We start from the raw sequence: 20,466 nt of genomic DNA on the forward strand, positions 1-20,466 counted from the left end.
TCCACGTCATCATCCTTTAGGTTAGGCAGCCCTTAACTGTAGAGCAGGCCACCCGTACGGGTGCTGGTGGGTGCGGCCTGTTGAATTAGGTAAACCTTACCTTAGTATGGCTCGAATCCGGCTCCACCGAGCCGGCACCGAACTGCTTGCTGGGGAGGCGCGGCCATCGTGTCCGGTATCGAAGAAGTCCTGGTCCACTGGCGGCACTTGCTCGAAGCCTTCGCGCCGGAGACGGCACGTACCGCCACGGACGAGGAACTGCTCGCCGCCCGGGTGGCGCTGCGACACCGGTACAGCCAGGCACCGGACATATCCCTCGGGGACGCCGCGGAACCGGTACGGATCGAACTCGGCGACGAGCCCACGTTCCGCGAACTGACCCGGCGGGCAGGGGTGGCACTGGCCGCCGCACGCGCGGAGGCCGTGGAAGTCAGGGCCTCCTTCGGCGCCGACACGGAGAGCGGCACCGACACCGAAGGCCACTACCGGACGCTGCTCGCGGACGCCCTGGCCCGCCCCGATCTGCCGGTCACCGAACTGGAGTTGACCACCCCGGCCGAACGCCGCCGGGTGCTCGTCGAGTGGAACGCGACGGAGCACTCCGTCACCCCCGGCACCTGGCCCGCCCTGTTCGCCGAGCAGGTGAAGGCGCGCCCCGAAGCGGTCGCGCTCGTCTTCGAGGACCAGCGGCTCAGCTACGCCGAGCTGGACGAGCGGGCCAACCGGCTCGCGCACGCCCTGATCGCCCGGGGCGCCGGACCCGAACGCGTGGTTGCGCTGGCGCTGCCCAGGTCGGTGGAACTGATCGTCGCCGAGGTCGCCGTACTCAAGTCCGGCGCCGCCTACTTGCCGGTCGACAGCGACTATCCCGCCGACCGGATCGGCTACATGCTGGCCGACGCCGAGCCGGTCTGCCTCGTCACCACCACGGCCGTCACCGACGACATCCCGGCGGACGAGGACCGGCACAGTGCCGACGGCAGGGGCGGCATGGCGCGCCTGCTGCTCGATCTGCCGGAGACCGCGGCCGAGTTGGCCGACCGCCCCGCCCACGACCCCACCGACACCGACCGGGGCGCCGCGCTCACCACCCTCAACGCCGCGTACGTCATCTACACCTCGGGTTCGACCGGCCGCCCCAAGGGCGTGGTGCTCTCCCACGCGGGCGTCGCCGGGCTCGTCGCCACCCAGACCGAGCGGTTCGGTATCGGACCGGCCAGCCGCGTCCTGCAGTTCGCCTCACCGAGCTTCGACGTCGCCTTCTGGGACCTCTGCCTCGGGCTGCTGTCCGGCGGCCGGCTCGTCGTCGTACCGTCCGAACTCCGGGTACCCGGCCCCGCGCTCGCCGACTACGCCAACGCCCACGGCATCACGTTCATGATCCTGCCGCCCGCGCTGCTCGCCGCCATGCCCGACGACGCCCTGCTGCCCCCGGGCGCCACCCTGCTGGCGGGCACCGAGCGCGTCTCACCCGAACTGGTCGGCCGGTACGCGCGCGGCCGGATGATGTTCAACGCGTACGGCCCGACCGAGGCCACCACCAACTCCACGCTCGGCCTGTGCGATCCGGACATCCCCGCGGGCGCCGTCGTGCCCATCGGGGTCCCCGACCCCGGCACCCGCGCCTACGTGCTGGACGCGCGGCTGCGCCCGGTCCCCGCCGGGGTGCCCGGCGAGCTGTACCTCGGCGGAGCGGGTCTCGCCCGCGGTTACCTCGGCAGGCCGGGGCTGACCGCCGAGCGGTTCGTGGCCGATCCCTTCGGCGCGCCGGGTGAACGGCTCTACCGCACGGGCGACCTGGTGCGCTGGAAGCCCGACGGCAGGCTGGAGTTCCTCGGCCGCGCCGACACCCAGATCAAGATCCGGGGTTTCCGCATCGAACCCGGCGAGATCGAATCCGTACTGCGCGCCCATCCCGCCGTCGGCCAGGCGGCCGTCGTGGCACGCGAGGACCAGCCGGGCCTGCGGCGTCTCGCCGCCTATGTGGTCCCCGCCCTCGACGCCCGCCGGGAGACCGACGAGAGCCGGCAGGTCGAGGAGTGGAAGGACCTCCACGAACTGCTCTACAGCGCGGCCGGTTCCGACGGCTTCCGGGAGAACTTCGCCGGCTGGAACAGCATGTACGACGGACTGCCCATCCCTGTCGGGGAGATGCGCGAGTGGCGCGACGCCACCGTCGACCGCATCCGCGAACTGGGCAGCCCGGGAAAGGTCCTGGAGATCGGCGTCGGCAGCGGACTGATCCTGTCCCGGCTCGCGCCGGAGTGCGAGACGTACTGGGGCACCGACCTCTCCCAGGAGGCGACGCGGGCGCTGCGCGCCCAGGTCGCCGCCGTGCCGGAACTGGCGGACCGGGTGCACCTGCGCGCCCAGCCCGCCCACGACGTCGAGGGACTGCCCACCGGCTTCTTCGACACCGTCGTCATCAACTCCGTCGCCCAGTACTTCCCGAGCGCCGACTACCTCACCGGCGTCCTGCGCGACGTGTCCGCGCTGCTGGCACCCGGCGGCCGTGTCTTCGTCGGCGACGTACGCAACCGGCGGCTGCTGCGCACCCTGCGCGCGGCGGTGGAGAGCCGGCGGGACCACGACGACAAGAGCGCCCTGCGCGCGGCGGTCGAGCGGTCCGTCGCCTGGGAGGGGGAACTGCTCCTCGACCCCGACTACTTCGCCGCGCTCGACGGCTTCGAGGCCGACGTACTGGTCAAGCGCGCCACCCACCACAACGAACTGAGCCGCTACCGCTACGACGTCGTCCTGCGCACCCGAACCACCGACGACGGCCAGGAAGCGGCCGAACCCGGCACCGAGGAGCGGGAGATGGCCTGGTCGGCGGTCGGCCGTCCCGACGCCCTCGCCGAACTGCTCGCCGCGGGACCCGACCGGCTGCGGCTCACCGGTGTGCCCAACGCCCGGCTCACCGAGGACCTGGCCGCACTGCGCACCCTGGACGACAGCAGCGGCCCCGCGGTCCACGCGGCCGACCCCGAGGACCTGCGGGCGCTCGCCGCCCGGCACGGGTACCGGACCGCCGTCACCTGGAGCGGGCACGCCGACGACGGCGCCCTCGACATCGTCCTCCAGGCCGGCGAAGGACCCGCCGTCCGCGCGCCGTACCGCCCGGGCCTGGACTTCCCGCACGCCAACCGGCCGGCCCCGTTCCGCGACATCACCGCGCTGATGAAGACCCTGCGCGCGCACGCGGCCGCCTCGCTGCCCGAGCACATGGTGCCCGCAGCCTTCGTGCCGCTCGACCGACTGCCCGTCACCCCCAGCGGCAAGCTCGACGAGAAGGCGCTGCCCGCACCCGACTACGGCGCCCTCAGCTCCGGCCGCGCCCCACGGGACGCCCGCGAAGAGCTGCTGTGCGCGCTGTTCGCCGACGTACTCGGCCTGTCCGCCGTCACCGTCGACGACGACTTCCTCGCCGTCGGCGGCGACAGCATCACCGCGATCCGGCTGCTGATCGGCGCCCGCAAGGCCGGTCTCCGGCTGACCCCGCGTGACGTGTTCCGGCACCGCACCGTCGCCGCGCTCGCCCAGGCCGCCGAGGTCACCGAAGCGGAGACGCCGGAAGCGGCAGCACACCGCAGCGGTCCGCTCGTCACGGTCACCGACGACGAACTCGCCGCGATCCAGGGCGCCGAGCCCCTGGCGATCGAGGAACTGCTGCCGCTCACCCCGCTCCAGGAGGGCTTCTACTTCCACGCCCTCGTGGACGGATCGCACCGGGACTCCTACGTCGTCCAGCAGATCCTGGAACTGGCAGGACCGGTCGACGGGGACACGCTGCGCCGCGCGGCGCAGACACTCCTCGACCGGCACGCCCCGCTGCGCGCCGCTTTCCGGCAGCGCCCCGACGGCAACCCGGTGCAGATCATCACGGAGCGGGCGGCGCTGCCCTGGCGCGAGGTCGACCTGTCGGCGCAGGACGAGCCGGTACGCGGTCAGTTGGCCGAAGCGGTGGCGGCCGACGAGCGCGCCGTCCCCTTCGACCTGGCCCGGCCGCCGCTGCTGCGCTGCGCACTCGTCCGCCTCGGCGCCGACCGCAGCGCGCTCGTGCTGACGTTCCACCACATCGTCGCCGACGGATGGTCGTTGCCGGTGCTGCACCGCGAACTCATGGCGTCGTACGGTACGGACACCCCGCCGCTGCCCGACGTCGCACCGTACCGTGACCATCTGCGCCGGCTGGCGGGCCTCGACCGCGCGGCGGCGCGGGAAACCTGGCGCGGCGCACTCGCCGGACTGGAAGGACCGACGCGGCTGGTCGAGGCCCCTGCGGGCGACGCGCCCGTACGGCCCGAGCAGGTGCGCGTCGAACTGTCCGAGCGCACCACCGCCCGGCTCGTCGCCCGCGCACGTGAGCACGGCATCACCCTCGGCACCGTCGTCCAGGGCGCCTGGGGCCTGCTCATCGGCCGGCTGACGGGCAGTCAGGACGTGCTGTTCGGGACCACCGTCTCAGGACGCGACAGCGAGGTCGACGGCATCGAGTCCATGGTCGGCCTGTTCATCAACACCCTGCCGACCAGGCTGGCGTGGCAGCCCGCCGAGACGGCGGCGGAGCTGCTGACCCGGCTCCAGGACGAGCAGGCGCGGCTCCTCGCCCACCAGCACCTGGGCCTCGCCGAGATCCAGCGGACCACGGGTCCCGCCGGCGGCGGCGAACTCTTCGACACCCTGGTCGTGTTCGAGAACTACCCGGCCGACACCGACCTGCGCGATCCTTCGGGCACTGTCCGGATCACCGGCCATGAGTTCCACGACGCCGTGCACTATCCGCTCGCGCTCATCGTGAAGCCCGGCCGCCGCCTCGACCTGCGGCTGAAGCACCACGCCGACCGGCTGGACGGCGCAGCTGTCCGCAGCATCGGTGACCGGCTGTCCCGCCTTCTTGAGGCGTTCGCGGACGACCCGGCGCAGCCGCTCGCCCGCATCGAACTGCTCTCTCCCGCGGAGCAGGTGGCGGCGTACTCCGCAGGCGCCGAACACGACGTCCCGGAGACCACCCTCGGCGCCGCCTTCGCCGAGCAGGCCGCCCGCACCCCGGACGCGACCGCCGTCATCTTCGGCGACGAACACGTCAGCTACGCACAACTCGACCGGCGTGCCGAAGCGTTGGCCGACCGGCTGCGCGCGGCAGGAGCGGGACCCGACACCGTCGTCGCCGTCGCCGTACCGCGCTCCGCCGAGCTGATGGCCGCCCTCCTCGGCGTACTGAAGTCCGGCGCCGCCTATCTGCCCGTCGACCTGGACTACCCGGCCGACCGGATCACCCATATGCTCACCGATTCAGGCGCGACCACCGTGGTCACGACCACGGCCGCCGCCGGGCGTCTGCCCGCCGTCGAGGGCCTGACCGCGCTCCTCGTCGACGTGCCGGACGGCCAGGTGGGAAGCGCCGCGGCGACCGCACCCCGGGCAGCGACCGGCGACGACCCGGCGTACCTCATCTACACATCCGGGTCCACGGGCCGCCCCAAGGGTGTCCTCGTCACCCACCGCGCCGTCGTCAACCGGCTCGCCTGGATGCAGGACGAGTACGGTCTGGCCCCCGACGACCGGGTGCTGCAGAAGACACCGGCCGGCTTCGACGTGTCCGTCTGGGAGTTCTTCTGGCCGCTCCTCCAGGGTGCGACCGTCGTCCTCGCCAAGCCCGAAGGGCACCGCGACCCGTCGTACCTCGCCGCGCTCGTCGCCGAACAGGGCGTCACCACCATGCACTTCGTGCCGTCCATGCTCGAAGCGTTCCTCCAGGCCGACGACGTCACCGACGACCCCGCGTGGGCCGGGTCGCTGCGCCGTGTCTTCAGCAGCGGCGAGGCGCTGCCCGGATCCGCCGCCGCGCGCTGGCACGCGCTCACCGGCGTTCCGCTGCACAACCTGTACGGGCCGACCGAGGCCGCCGTCGATGTGACCCACCACAGGTACGACGGAGCGCAGGACACGACCGTGCCGATCGGGCGGCCCGTGTGGAACACCGGCCTTCGCGTGCTCGACAGTTGCCTGCGGCCGGTGCCGGACGGGGTGCCGGGGGAGCTGTACCTCACCGGACCGCAGCTGGCACGCGGCTACCACCGCCGCCCGTCACTCACCGCCGAGCGGTTCACCGTCGACCCGTACGGCGCGGCGGGCAGCCGCATGTACCGCACCGGCGACCTGGTCCGGCGGCGCGCCGACGGGACGCTCGACTACCTCGGGCGCACCGACCGGCAGGTCAAGCTGCGCGGCAACCGCATCGAACTCGGCGAGATCGAAGCCGCTCTCGTCGGCCTGGCCGACGTGGCGCAGACGGCGGTCGTCGTACGCGACAACGCGCTCGTCGCCTATGTCGTCCCCGCGAACGACGCCGCCCCCGACCCGGCCGCGCTGCGGACAGCCCTGGCCGGCACGCTGCCCGCGCCGATGGTGCCCGCCGCTTATGTGGTGCTCGACGCGCTCCCGCTGACCCCGAGCGGCAAACTGGACCGGGCCGCGCTGCCCGCCCCGCAGGCCGAGCGGGCCCCGGCGCGCGCCCCGCGCGACGCCCGCGAACAGACCATGACCGACATCTTCGCCGACGTGCTGAAGGCGGACGGCGTCTCCGTGGACGACGACTTCTTCCTCCTCGGCGGCGACAGCATCAGCTCCATCGGGGTGGCGGGCCGCGCCCGCCGCGCCGGACTCGTACTCAGCCCGCGCGACATCTTCGAACACCGCACCCCGGCCGCCCTGGCAGCCGCGGCGACCACCCTCTCCGACGCAGGGCGAACCCCCGGCCCCGCACCGGAGTTCACCCTCAGCGCCGAGGAGCGGGCGCGCGTCGAGGCCGTCGCCGCCCCCGGCGCCGTCGAGGACATCTGGCCGCTCGCACCCCTCCAGGAAGGTCTCTTCTTCCACTCGACCTACGACGACAGCGCCCTCGACGTCTACACCGTCCACGAGTCGTTCGACTTCGCCACCCCGCTCGACGCCGGCCGGCTGCGCGAGGCGGCGCGGGTGCTGCTGGCGCGGCACCCCAGTCTGCGCGCGGGGTTCACCAGCGAAGGACAGCAGCGCCCCGTCCAGTTCATCGTCGCCGACCCCGAGATCCCGCTCACCGAGGCCGACCTGTCGCAGCTCCCCGCAGCCGAACAGGACGCCCGGCTGCGCGAGTTGCTGGACGAGGAAGGCGGCCGCAAGTTCGACCTCAGCCGCCCGCTGCTGCTGCGCATGCTGCTGGTGCGGCTCGGCGACGAGCGCGGCGACCGGCTCGTCATCGGCCGCCACCTCATCCTCTGGGACGGCTGGTCGGCCTGGCTCTTCCTCGATCAGCTCTTCGCCCTGTACGAGAGCGGCGGCGCCGCCGACGCCCTCGCGCGCCCCGGGTCGTACCGCGACTACCTGCACTGGCTCGACCGCCAGGACACCGGCGACGCCACCCGCGCATGGCGCGCGGCCCTCGACGGCCTCGACGAACCGACCCTGCTCGCACCGGCGGCCGCCGACCGGGGCCTCGAACCCGTCATCCCCGCAAGCCTCGACGCCGTCCTGTCCGCCGAGGCGAGCGACCGGCTGCGCGACACCGCCCGCCGGCACGGCCTCACCCTCAACACCGTGCTCAACGCCGCCTGGGGACTGGCGCTCGCCAGTGCGACCGGCCGCACCGACGTGGTGTTCGGCACCACCGTCGCAGGACGGCCCAGCGAGGTGCCGGACGTCGGGAACGTCATCGGGATGTTCCTCAACACCGTCCCCGCGCGCATCGCCTACGACCCGGCCGAGCCGGTCGTCGCCCTGCTGCGCAGGATCCAGGCGGAGCGGCTCGACCTGATGCCGCACGAATACCTGGGGCTCGGCGTCCTCCAGGCCGAGACCGGACACCGCCGCCTCTTCGACACCCTCTTCGTGCTGCGCAACGCCGACACCGAGGAGCGGCTGGCCGAACTGCGCGACCGGCACGGCGCCACGGCGGTCGCCAACGTCGACGCCACGCACTACCCGGTCAATCTCGTGGTCACGCCCGGCCACCGGATCCGGGTCACCCTCGCCCACCGCCCCGATCTGATCACCGGCCCGTACGCCGAGAGCCTGCTGGCCCGCTTCACCCTGCTGCTTGACCGGCTGGTCGAGGACCCGGACGCCCGGATCGGCAGCCTCGACCCGCTGCTCAGCGCCGAGCGCGACACCTTGGCGGCGCGCAACGAGGCGAGCCGGGAGCCCGTACCGCAGGAGACCATCGCCGACATGCTCGCCGCGCAGGCGGCCCGCACCCCCGGCGCGACAGCGCTCGTCTTCGGCGAGCAGACCCTGACCTACGCCGAACTCGACGCGCGCTGCGACCGGTTGGCACGACTGCTGATCGCACGCGGCGCTGCCCCCGAGCAGGTCGTCGCGCTCGCCCTGCCCCGCTCCCTCGACATGGTCGTCGCGCTGTTCGCCGTACTGCGCACCGGCGCCGCCTATCTGCCGCTGGAACTCGACCACCCGGCCGACCGGCTCGCCCTGACCCTGCGGGACGCCGCGCCGCTGCTGCTCCTCACCACGAGCGCCGCCGCACGGAAGCTCGCACAGCCGGGCGAGGGCGACGGGCAGAGCGACGGCGAGAGCGGGCCCGCGCACCTCCTGCTGGACGACCCGTCGCTCCAGGCCGAGCTGGCGGCGCTGCCCGGCGCCCCGGTGCACGTCGAGTTCAGCCTCGACCACCCGGCCTACGTCATCTACACCTCAGGCTCCACCGGCCGGCCCAAGGGCGTCGTCACGCCCTACCGCGGGCTGACCAACATGCATCTCAACCACCGCAAGGAGATCTTCGGCCCCGCCATCGCCTCGGCCGGCGGGCGCCGGCTGCGCATCGCCCACACCGTCTCGTTCGCCTTCGACATGTCCTGGGAAGAGCTGCTGTGGCTCGTCGAGGGACACGAGGTGCACATCTGCGACGAGGAACTGCGCCGCGACGCACAAGCGTTGGTCGCGTACTGCGAGACCCACCAGGTGGACGTCGTCAACGTCACCCCGACCTACGCGCATCTGCTGATCGAGGAGGGGCTGCTCGAAGGCCATCTGCCGCCACTGGTCCTGCTCGGCGGCGAAGCGGTCACCGAAGCGGTGTGGAACCGGCTGCGCGACACCGAAGGCACCTACGGCTACAACCTCTACGGGCCGACCGAATACACCATCAACACCCTCGGCGGCGGTACGCACGACAGCGCGACCCCGACCGTCGGCAGGCCCATCCGCGCGACCCGCGCGCACATCCTCGACGGCTGGCTGCGCCCCGTACCGGACGGTGTGCCCGGCGAGTTGTACATCGCGGGCGTGGGCCTGGCACGCGGCTACCTCGGCCGGCCGGGACTCACCGCCGAGCGGTTCCTCGCCGACCCGTACGGCCTGCCGGGCGAGCGGATGTACCGCACCGGCGACCTCGTACGGCGCCGCCAGGACGGCATCATCGACTTCCTCGGCCGCACCGACGACCAGGTCAAGGTGCGCGGCTACCGCGTCGAACTCGGCGAGATCGAGACCGTACTGGCCCAGCACCCGCAGGTCGGCCAGGCCGCCGTCGTCGCGTCCGACGACCCGGCGGCGCCCGGTACGAAGCGGCTGACCGGCTATGTCGTACCGGCCGAACTCACCGGTGACGCACGGCAGCAGGCGGAGCGCGAACAGATCGGTGAGTGGGAGGAGATCTACTCCGCCGAATACACCGAGATCAGCACCGCCGTACTCACCGAGGACTTCGCCGGCTGGGACAGCTCGTACGACGGCGCTCCCATCCCGGTCCCGCACATGCGCGAATGGCGGGCGGCCACGGTCGAGCGCATCCGCGAACTGCGGCCGCGCCGGATCCTGGAGATCGGAGTCGGCTCAGGGCTGCTCCTCTCCCAACTCGCCCCAGAAGCCGAGGCCTACTGGGCGACCGACTTCGCCGAACCCGTCATCCGCAAGATCGCGCAGGATCTGCGGAGCGTTCCCGAACTCGCGGCCACGGTCGAACTGCGCTGCCAGGCGGCGGATGTGACGGACGGCCTGCCGCAGGGCTTCTTCGACACGATCGTCATCAACTCGGTCATCCAGTACTTCCCGAGCGCCGACCACCTCACCCAGGTCATCACCGGCGCCATGGAACTCCTCGCCCCCGGTGGCGCGCTGTTCGTCGGGGACGTCCGCAATCTGCGCTCGGCCCGGGTCTTCCAGTCCGCGATCCAGTTCGCGCGCGCCGACGACGACACCGATCCCGCCGCGCTGCGCAGGGCCGTCGACCGGGGCATCGCCCTGGAGAAGGAACTCCTCGTCGACCCGGACTACTTCACCACCCTCGGCTACGGCGTCGACCTGCGCACCAAGACCGGGACCTACCAGAACGAGCTGACCCGGCACCGCTACGACGCCGTCCTGTACCGGCACGACACCGAAGCCCTCTCCCTCGCCGGGACCCCCGTCGTCCGGTGGCCCGGCGCGGACGCGCTCGCCGCCCAGCTGGACGAGGAGCGCCCGGAGCGGCTGCGGGTGAGCCAGGTCCCCGACGCGCGCACGACCGGCGAACTGGCCGCCATGCGCGCCCTCGACGAGGGACGGCCGCAGCGCCTCGGCGCACCGGCCGGGGGAGTGGAGCCCGAAGCGCTCCGGGCGCTCGGCACGGTACGCGGCTACCGCACCCTCACCACCTGGTCCGACGAACTCGGCCGCTACGACGTGGTGTTCCTGCGCGACGCGCTCACCTCGGCGCCCCGGCTCACCGCCGGCCTCTACCAGGCGGGGGGCCGCACGCGCCCGCACGCCAACACCCCGACGGCGGCGCGCGGTTCCGGGACGCTCGTACGGAGGCTGCGCGACGACCTGAAGGACCGGCTGCCCGCCTACATGGTCCCCGCGGCCTTCGTCGTGGTGCCCGCGCTGCCGATGAACGCCAACGGCAAACTCGACGTCCGGGCGCTCCCGCAACCCGAACCCGTATCGGCCGGCACCTCGGGGCGCGGCCCTGAGACCCCCGAGGAGGAGACGCTCTGCCGGCTCTTCGCCGACGTCCTCGGTCTGGTCGCCCTCGGCGCCGACGACAACTTCTTCGACCTCGGCGGCCATTCGCTGCTCGCCACCCGGCTGATCAGCAGGGCCCGTACCGAACTCGGCGCCGAACTCGCCATCCGTGACCTCTTCGAGGCACCCACCCCCGCCCTGCTCGCCGCCAGGACCGGCGACCGCAGGCCGGCCAGGCCCACGCTGCGCCCTGCCGTACCCCGGCCGGGGCGGATCCCGCTCTCGGCGGCCCAGCGCAGGCTGTGGCTGGTCGAGCAGATCACTGGCGGCACCGGCACCGGCGGCGGGGTCGCCTACAACTTCCCGCTGGTCTTCCGGCTGCGCGGCGAACTGGACCTGGCCGCGCTGCGGTCGGCCCTCACCGATGTGGCGGGGCGGCACGAGTCGCTGCGTACCCGGTTCGAGCAGCACGACGGCGAGCCGTACCAGCGGATCGTCCCCGCCGACGAGGCGCAGGTCCCCTTCACCGTCACGGACCGCGCGGGTGACGACGACGCCGAACTGGCCGCCTTCGTCACCGCCGCCCAGCGCCGCCCGTTCGACCTCAGCAGCGAACTCCCGCTGCGGGCCGAGGTGCTGAGGTGCGGCGCCGCCGACCATGTGGTGGCTGTCGTGCTGCACCACATCACCACCGACGAGTGGTCCGACCGGCCGTTCCTGGGCGACCTCAACGCCGCCTACGCGGCGCGCACCACCGGCCGGCCGCCGAACTTCACACCGCTTCCCGTGCAGTACGCCGACTACACCCTGTGGCAGGACCAGCTCCTCGCCGACGTGGGGGAACGGCAACTCGCCTACTGGACCGAGACCCTGCGCGCGCTGCCCGACGATCTCACCCTGCCCCTCGACCGGCCGCGCCCGCCCGCCGCCACGGCGACCGGCCGCGCCGACACCGTGCGCGGGACCCTGCCCACCGAGGTCGGCAGCGCGCTGCGCGACCTGTCGGGGGAGCGCGGCGTCAGTATGTTCATGCTGTTCCAGGCGGCGACCGCGGCCCTGCTGCACCGGCTCGGTGCCGGGGACGACATCCCCCTCGGCGCGCCCATCGCCGGCCGCACCGACGCGGCCACCGACGACCTGGTCGGCTTCTTCGTCAACACACTCGTCCTGCGCACCGACCTGTCGGGCGACCCGACGTTCGGTGAACTCCTCGCCCGGGTGCGGGAGTCGGCGCTGGCCGCCTTCGAGCACCAGGATCTGCCCTTCGACCGGGTGGTGGAGGCCGTCAACCCGGCGCGCGCGGCGGACCGCAACCCGCTCTTCCAGGTCATGCTCGGCTACCACCACCGTCCCGAAGGCGACCAGACCATGCTGGGCCTGGCGACCGAATGGGCCGACATGGACACCGGCATGGCCAAGTTCGACCTGGACTTCACCTTCGTGGACCACGGGCCCGAACACCCCGTCGGGCTGCTGCTCGAATACGCCACCGACCTGGCCGACCGCGAGACGGCGGACGCCCTTGTCGAACGCCTGCTGGCCCTGCTGACACAGATCGCGGCGGACCCCGACCGGCCCGTCGCCGAGCTGCGGGTCCTCACGGAGGCCGAGAGTGTCGCGGCCCTGACGAGCTGGAACGACACCGACCGGCCCGTCGAACCCCGCACCGTGCCCGAGCTGTTCGCCGATACGGCACGCCGCACACCGGACGCCACAGCCCTGGTCACCGGCGCCGGCCGGACGACCTTCGGCGAGCTGTCCGCACGCGCCGACACCCTCGGCGAGATCCTGCGCGGACACGGCGCGGGTCCCGGCGAGGTCGTCGCCCTGGCGCTGCCCCGGGCCGAACTGGTCCCCGCCATCCTCGCGGTGCTCGCGACCGGCGCCGCCTATCTGCCCCTCGACCCCGAATACCCCGCCGACCGGCTCGCGTTCATGCTGGACGAAGCGGCCCCGCTGTGCGTGCTCAGCACCCGCGCCCTCGCGGCGAAGCTGCCGGACACCGCACACGCCCGGCTGCTGCTGGACGACGAGCCACTGCCCGTACCCGCGGCGGACACGGCGCCGGCCCTCACACCGCACCGCGCGCACCCCGAATCCGCCGCGTACGTCATCTTCACCTCAGGATCCACCGGCACCCCCAAGGGAGTGATCGGAACCCACCGCGGGCTGAGCAATTTCTTCGCCGCCCAGTACCAGGACCTGATCGCCCCCGCCGAACGCGCCGCCGAAGGACGGGCGTTGCGCGCCGTGCACGCCGCGTCCTTCAGCTTCGACGGGTCCTGGGAACCCCTGCTGTGGCTGCTCGCCGGCCATGAACTGCATGTGACCGACGAGACCACCATGACCGACCCCGCCGCCCTCGTCGGCTATCTCGACACCTGGCGCATCGACTTCGTCGACCTCACCCCCACCTACCTCAGGGAGCTGATCCACCACGGCTTCCTGGCAGCGGGCCACCACGCACCCGCCGTCCTCACCGTCGGCGGCGAAGCCACCCCCGCGTCCCTGTGGCAGTGGCTGTGCGCGCTGCCCGACACCGTGGTGCACGATCTGTACGGTCCGACGGAGTGCGCCGTCGACGCCTACGGCCTGCACGGCGGCGACGTACGGGACGGGCGGCAGCCCTGGGCCGCGCCCGTGGGCAACATCCGCGCCCATGTGCTGGACGCCGCCCTGCGGCCGGTCCCCGCAGGGATGGCGGGAGAGCTCTATCTCGCCGGTGAAGGTCTCGCCCGCGGCTACCTCGGCCGGCCAGGACTGACCGCGGAGCGGTTCACCGCCGATCCGTTCGGCGCACCCGGCACGCGCATGTACCGCACCGGGGACCGGGCCAGGCGCCGCCGCGACGGCACCGTCGAATTCCTCGGCCGCACCGACGACCAGGTCAAGCTGCGCGGCTTCCGCATCGAACTCGGCGAGATCGAGTCCCTGCTCACCGCGCACCCCGACGTCGCGACCGTGGCCGTGGTCGTACGGGAGGACACCCCGGGAGACCAGCGGCTCGTCGGATACGTCGTACCGGCGCAGGGGCGCACCCCCGACCACGCGGAGCTGCGCGCGCACGCCGCCGCCTCGCTGCCCGCCCATATGGTCCCCGCGGCCCTGGTGACCCTGGAGTCCCTGCCGCGCACCGTCAACGGCAAGCTCGACCGCGCGGCGCTGCCCGTGCCCGACGCGCCCGCGCCGGTGGCGGGGCGCGGGCCGCGTACCCCGCGCGAGGAGATCCTGTGCGCCGAGTTCGCCGACGTACTCGGTGTGCCGCAGGTCGGGGTCGACGACGACTTCTTCGCCCTCGGCGGCCACTCCCTGCTCGCCATGCGGCTGGTCAGCCGGATCAGGACGGCGCTCGCCGCCGAGGTGTCGCTGCGTACCGTCTTCGACGCGCCCACCGTGGCGCGGCTCGCCGAACGTCTCGGCGCCGCACGCGAGGCCAGGCCCGCACTGGCCGCACGGCCGCGCCCCGAGCGGCTGCCGCTCTCCTCGGCCCAGCGCAGGCTCTGGGTCCTCTACCAGGTGGAAGGTGCGGGACCCACCTACAACATCCCGGCAGCCTGGCGGCTGACCGGCGCCCTCGACGCCGACGCGCTGACCACCGCCGTACAGGACCTCGCCACGCGCCACGAGACCCTGCGCACCGTCTTCCCCCAGGAGGACGGGCAGGCCTACCAGCAGATCCTGGATCCCGCGGACACCACGATCCCGGTGGTGCGGGTCCCGGCCACCGAGGACACCGTCGCCGGACTGCTGGCGGAGGCCGCCGACCACGGGTTCGAACTCGACCGTGAGCCACCGCTGCGGGTCACCCTGTTCCAACTGGCCGACGACGAGCACGTCCTGCTCGTCCTGCTGCACCACATCGCCGGCGACGAGTGGTCGGACCTGGCCCTCACCCGCGACCTGGGCACCGCCTACGCCGCACGGTCGGCGGGTCTGGCCCCCGACTGGTCGCCGCTGCCCGTCCAGTACGCCGACTACACCCTGTGGCAGCGCGAAGTGCTCGGCGACGAGAAGGACCCGGCAAGTCTGACGTCCCGTCAGATCAGCTTCTGGGAGCAGGCGCTGGCCGGTGTCCCGGAGGAGCTGGCGCTCCCCGCCGACCGGGCGCGTCCGGCCGAGGCGAGCTACCGGGGCGGCGCCGCAGACCTGTCACTCGACGCCGAACTGGCCGACGGTCTGCGCCGCCTCGCCCGCTCCTGCGACGTCAGTATGTTCATGGTCGTCCAGGCCGCCGTCGCCGCGCTGCTGACCCGGCTCGGCGCGGGCACCGACATCCCGCTCGGCAGCCCCATCTCCGGGCGCACCGACCAGCGGCTCGAAGACCTGGTGGGCTTCTTCCTCAACACACTGGTGCTGCGCACCGACACCTCCGGCGACCCGACCTTCCGTGAACTGCTCGGCCGGGTGCGGGAGTTCGATCTGGCCGCTTTCGACAACCAGGACGTGCCCTTCGAGCGTCTCGTCGAGGTGCTGAACCCGGCCAGGTCGCTCGCACGCCACCCGCTGTTCCAGGTGATGGTCGTCTATCTGGCCGCGGGCGGCGACGACGCGGGTCTGCCGGGACCGGACTCGCGCCGGATGGAGGTCGGCCAGACCACGGCCAAGTTCGACCTGTCCTTCGACTTCGTGGAACAGGCCGAAGGAGGCGGCGTGGACGGGGTGCTGGAGTACAGCACCGACCTCTTCGACCCGGCAACCGCCCGGACGTTCGCCGAGCGGCTGCTGCGGATCCTGCGCGCGGTCGCGGCCGACCCCGAGACCCGCTTCACCCGCGTCGACATCCTCGGCGACGCCGAGCGCGCGCTGCTGGTGGCGGGTCCGCAGGACCGTCCGGCGCCGGCCCCGGCGACCACCGTGCCCGCCCTGTTCGAGCAGCAGGTCCGCACGTCACCCGAGGCCCCGGCGGTCGCGTCCGACGGGCTGGAACTCAGCTACGCCGACCTCAACGCCGAGGCCAACCGGCTCGCCCGGCTGCTCGTCGGACACGGCGCGGGACCCGAGCGGATCGTCGCCCTGGCGCTGCCCCGTACCGCCAGGACACTGCTGGCCGTCCTGGCCGCGCAGAAGACGGGCGCCGCCTATCTGCCGCTCGACCCGGACACCCCGCCCGCCCGCACCGCCGAGATCCTGGCGGAGGCCCGGCCGGTCGCCGTGCTCACCACCCGGGAACTCGCCGGCGCCCTTCCCGACACACCGCCCGGCGCCGCCGATGTGCCCCTGCTGCTGACGGACGACCCGGACACCGTCGCCCGGCTCGCCGCGCAGGACGGCACCGACCTCACCGACGCCGACCGCACGGCCGCGCTCGAACCGCGCCACCCGGCCTATGTGATCTACACGTCCGGCTCCACGGGACGGCCCAAGGGCGTCGTCGTCACGCACGAGACCGTCGGCAACCTCTTCCACAGCCACCGCGCGACCCTGTACGAACCGGCGGTGGCCGCCACCGGACGGCGCCATCTGCGGGCCGGGCACGCCTGGTCCTTCTCCTTCGACGCCTCCTGGCAGCCCCAGTTGTGGCTGCTGGACGGACACTGCGTCCATGTGGTGTCCGAGGAGACCCGCCGCGACCCCGAACTGCTGGCCGCCGCCGTGGTCGAGCACGGCTTCGACTTCCTCGAAGTGACACCGTCGTTCTTCGCCCAGATGGCGGAGACCGGGCTCGTCCAGGGCGACAGCTGCCCGCTCGCCGTGGTCGGCGTCGGCGGGGAAGCCGTACCGCAGGCACTGTGGGACCGGCTCGGCGGGCTGCGCGGCACGGAGGCGTACAACCTGTACGGGCCGACGGAGTCGACCGTCGACGCGCTCGTCGCACGGGTACGCGACAGCGAACGGCCCCTCGTCGGACGGCCGGTGGCCGGCACCCGCGCCTACGTACTCGACGACGCCCTGCTCCCCGTACCGCCCGGCGTGACCGGCGAGCTGTATCTGGCGGGCGGCGGCCTGGCGCGCGGCTATCTCGGCAGGCCCGCGCTGACGGCCGAGCGATTCGTCGCCGACCCGTTCGGCCCGCCGGGATCCCGGCTCTACCGGACCGGCGACCTGGCACGCTGGACGGCCGACGGGCGCATCGACTACCTCGGCAGGGCCGACGACCAGGTGAAGATCCGCGGCTTCCGCATCGAGCCGGCCGAGATCGAGGCCGTACTCGCCGACAGGCCCGACACCGGGCAGGTCGTGGTGACGGCCCGTCAGGACGGCCCGCGGACCCAGCTGGTGGCGTACGTCGTCCCCGCGGCCGGACACGCGCCGGACCCGGCCGAGCTGCGCGGCCACGTCGCGGGGCTCCTCCCCGACTACATGGTCCCGGCGGCCGTCGTCCTGCTGGACCGGCTCCCGTCGCTCGCCAACGGCAAACTCGACCGGAAGGCCCTGCCCGCCCCCGACTTCACCGCTGTCTCCACGGGCCGGGCACCACGCACCGCCCTGGAGAAGGGACTGAGCGAGGTCTTCGCCGACGTGCTCGGCCTGCCGCAGATCGGGGTCGACGACGACTTCTTCACCCTCGGCGGCGACAGCATCGTCGCCATGCAACTCGTCAGCAGGGCGCGGGCGGCGGGCATCCGGATCACGCCGAGGCTGGTCTTCCGGCACCGTACGGTGGCCGCGCTCGCCGCCGTCGCCGGCACACCCGCCGACGTGACCGGCGCGCCCCGCACACCGGACGACGGCACCGGCCGCATCCCGCTGACCCCGGTCATGCACTGGCTGCGCGAACTCGGCGGCCCCTTCCAGGGCTACCACCAGGCCGCGCTGGTGCAGACCCCGGCCGCACTCGACCGGCCGAAGCTCGCCGCCGTGCTGCGGGCACTGGCCGACCGGCACGACCTGCTCCGGGCCCGGCTCGTCCGTACCGGGAGCGAGTGGACCCTCGACGTCCCCGCGGTGGGGACGGTCGACACCGACACCTGGATCGCACGCGCCGATGTGAGAGGACTCGACGCCGCCGCGCTGCGTGAGGCCGTCGCCGAACGGGCGAAGGCCACCCGCTCGGAGCTGGACCCCGAGGCGGGCGACGTCGTCAAGGCCGTCTGGTTCGACGCGGGCGACCGGCCGGGACGGCTGCTGCTGATGGCGCACCACCTGGTCGTGGACGGTGTCTCCTGGCGCGTCCTGCTGCCCGACCTGGCCGCCGCCTGGCAGGACGTCGCAGCCGGCCGCACACCTGAACTGGCCCCGGTCGAGACCTCGTTCGCCCGATGGTCACGGCTGCTCGCCGCACAGGCCCTGGAACCGGTGCGGGAAGCCGAACTGCCCCTGTGGACCGGCGTGCTGGACGGTGTCGAACCGCTTCCGCTGGTCCGGCCGCTCGACCCGGAGATGGACACCGCTGCCACCGTGAGGGAGTTGGCGCTGCGGCTGGACGCGGACCGGACAGGACCGCTGCTGTCGGCCGTCCCCGCCGCGCTCGGCGCCGACGTCAACGACGTGCTGCTGACCGGACTCGGCCTGGCGGTCGCCGACTGGCGCACCCGGCACGGCGACACCGCGCCCAGCGCGGTTCTCGTCGACGTCGAGAGCCACGGCCGCGCCCAGGACGTGGCCGACGACGCCGATCTGTCACGTACCGTCGGCTGGTTCACCAGCGTCTTCCCGGTACGCCTCGACCCCGGCGCCGTCGATCTCACCGACGCGCTGTCCGGCGGCCCTTCGGCCGGACACGCCCTGGAGAACGTCAAGTCGCATCTCGCCTCGCTGCCGTCCGGCGGCCTCGGCTACGGTCTGCTGCGGTATCTCAACCCCCGGACGGCGCCGGTGCTCGCCGTCGCCGACAGCCCGCAGATCGAGTTCAACTACCTGGGCCGCTTCGGGATCCCGGAGGCCACCGACTGGTCCTACGCACCCGAGGAGGACGACGCCGACATCGGCCCCGAGCCGGCGATGCGCGAAGGACACGCCCTGAGCATCAACGTCGTCACCGAGGACAGGGCCGACGGCCCCGTGCTCGCCGCCCACTGGTCGTGGCCGGACGGCGTGCTGTCCGAGGAAGCCGTACGGGACCTGGCCGAGACGTGGTTCACGGCGCTGCGCGCGCTCGTCGACCACGCCCAGGCGTAGCGACCACCCGTATCCACCACAGACACCCGCCACAGACACCCGCACACACACGCACGTACAGAGGAGAAACCGCGATGAGCAACCCGTTCGAGAACCCCGACGGCGTCTACTCGGTGCTGGTCAACGACGAGGGCCAGCACAGCCTCTGGCCCGACTTCGCCGAAGTACCGGCCGGCTGGCGCGTCGCCCACGGCCCCGGCACCCGGCAGTCGTGCCTGGACCACATCGAGGCCAACTGGACGGACATGCGCCCCAACAGCCTCGTCCGGTCGATGGAGGGCTGAGGCCCGCGCGGCCGGTAGGACACAGCGAAGGAGCCGGGCAGCGAGTCAACTCGCCGCCCGGCTCCTTCGTGTCAACGGTGCTGCACGCACCGCCCGTTCAGGAGGCGGGCTGCGCCACCTTGGTCGCGGGCTTGCCGTCGACAGCGGCGGAGAGCTGCGGGACCAGCCGGTCGAGCACGTACGGCAGGCTCAGCACGGTCGACATCGACAGCGCGTTGCCGTAGTCGCCTGTCTCCTTGACGAAGACCTCACGGCCCTGCTTGACCACGTTCAGATCGCCGTACGACGGGTCGTCGTGCAGCTTCGCCGGGTCCTTCGTGGTGTCGCCCACGATCCAGACGATGGCGTCCTGGTCGAGCAGGTCGGTGCGTTCCTTGCTGATGTTGGCGCCGAACTGGTCGCCGATCGCCTTGTCCAGACCGGTCGGAAGCGCGAAGCCGAGGCCGCTCAGGATCCGCGAACGCGCGTCCTGGCTGCCGTAGACGAACATGCCCTCGTACGGCGTCGCCATCAGGGCGGTCGCGCCCTTGAACGCGGGGTTGGCCTTCTCGGCCGCCGCGAAGTCGGCGTTGACCCCGTCCACGAGCTTGGCCGCCTCCGCGCTCTTGCCGAGCGCCTTGCCGACGGTCTTGGTCACCTCCTGCCACGGAACGCCGTAGTCGTTGTACGCCTTGGGCTGGGCGACGACCGGGGCGAACTTGGACAGCGTCGTGTACTGCTCCTTGGTGAGCCCCGAGTACAGCGCGATGATCAGGTCCGGCTTGAGCGCCGCCACCTTCTCGATCTGCGGCCCGGTGCCGGTGTCCTTCAGCACGGTGGGCACGGGTGCGCCGCCCAGCTTGTCGCCGGCCCAGGGGCCTATCGCGCCCTTGTAGGCACCGAGCCACTCGGTGGTGCCGACCGGCACCTTGCCGAGCGCGAGCACGGCGTCCTGGTCGGTGAGCCCGACCGTCACGATGCGCTGGGGCTCCGACTTGATCGTCGTGCTGCCGTACTTGTGCGCGATCGTGACGGGATAGGCGGAGTCGGCGGGGGCGCTCGCGGCGGAGCCGGCCGGTTCGTCGTCCCCGGAGTCACCCCCGCAGCCGGCGACGGTGCCGAAGAGCAGGAGTACGGAGGCGAGCGCTGCGGCGAGCCTGGGGCCTCTGAGGGAGCGGGCCATCGGGGGTTCCTTCGGTTCGGTGGG

The 20,466-nt window shown here is 72.9% G+C and carries 3 protein-coding genes; 2 read left to right on the forward strand and 1 reads right to left on the reverse strand.

Annotated elements, in window-relative coordinates; translation table 11 throughout:
• The first annotated feature begins 168 nt into the window (after positions 1-168).
• Together OHS57_RS35380 and OHS57_RS35385 are read left to right on the forward strand one after the other, a co-directional pair.
• Positions 169-18,996, forward strand: coding sequence for a non-ribosomal peptide synthetase (locus tag OHS57_RS35380; protein ID WP_328584597.1), 18,828 nt, complete (start codon positions 169-171; stop codon positions 18,994-18,996).
• Between the two features lie 74 nt (positions 18,997-19,070).
• Positions 19,071-19,280, forward strand: a complete 210-nt coding sequence (locus OHS57_RS35385) for an MbtH family protein (protein ID WP_328584598.1) — start codon at positions 19,071-19,073, stop codon at positions 19,278-19,280.
• 97 nt (positions 19,281-19,377) lie between these two features.
• On the opposite strand, the gene OHS57_RS35390 is transcribed toward OHS57_RS35385, so the two are convergent.
• Positions 19,378-20,442, reverse strand: coding sequence for an iron-siderophore ABC transporter substrate-binding protein (locus OHS57_RS35390; protein ID WP_328584599.1), 1,065 nt, complete (start codon positions 20,440-20,442; stop codon positions 19,378-19,380).
• Positions 20,443-20,466 lie beyond the last annotated feature (24 nt).

The organism is Streptomyces sp. NBC_00370, from assembly GCF_036084755.1.
Lineage (GTDB): Bacteria > Actinomycetota > Actinomycetes > Streptomycetales > Streptomycetaceae > Streptomyces.

Excerpts from the sequence above, each read along its gene's own strand:
- OHS57_RS35385 (WP_328584598.1), top strand. The coding sequence starts at position 19,071 with ATGAGCAACCCGTTCGAGAACCCCGACGGCGTCTACTCGGTGCTGGTC.
- OHS57_RS35390 (WP_328584599.1), bottom strand. The coding sequence starts at position 20,442 with ATGGCCCGCTCCCTCAGAGGCCCCAGGCTCGCCGCAGCGCTCGCCTCC.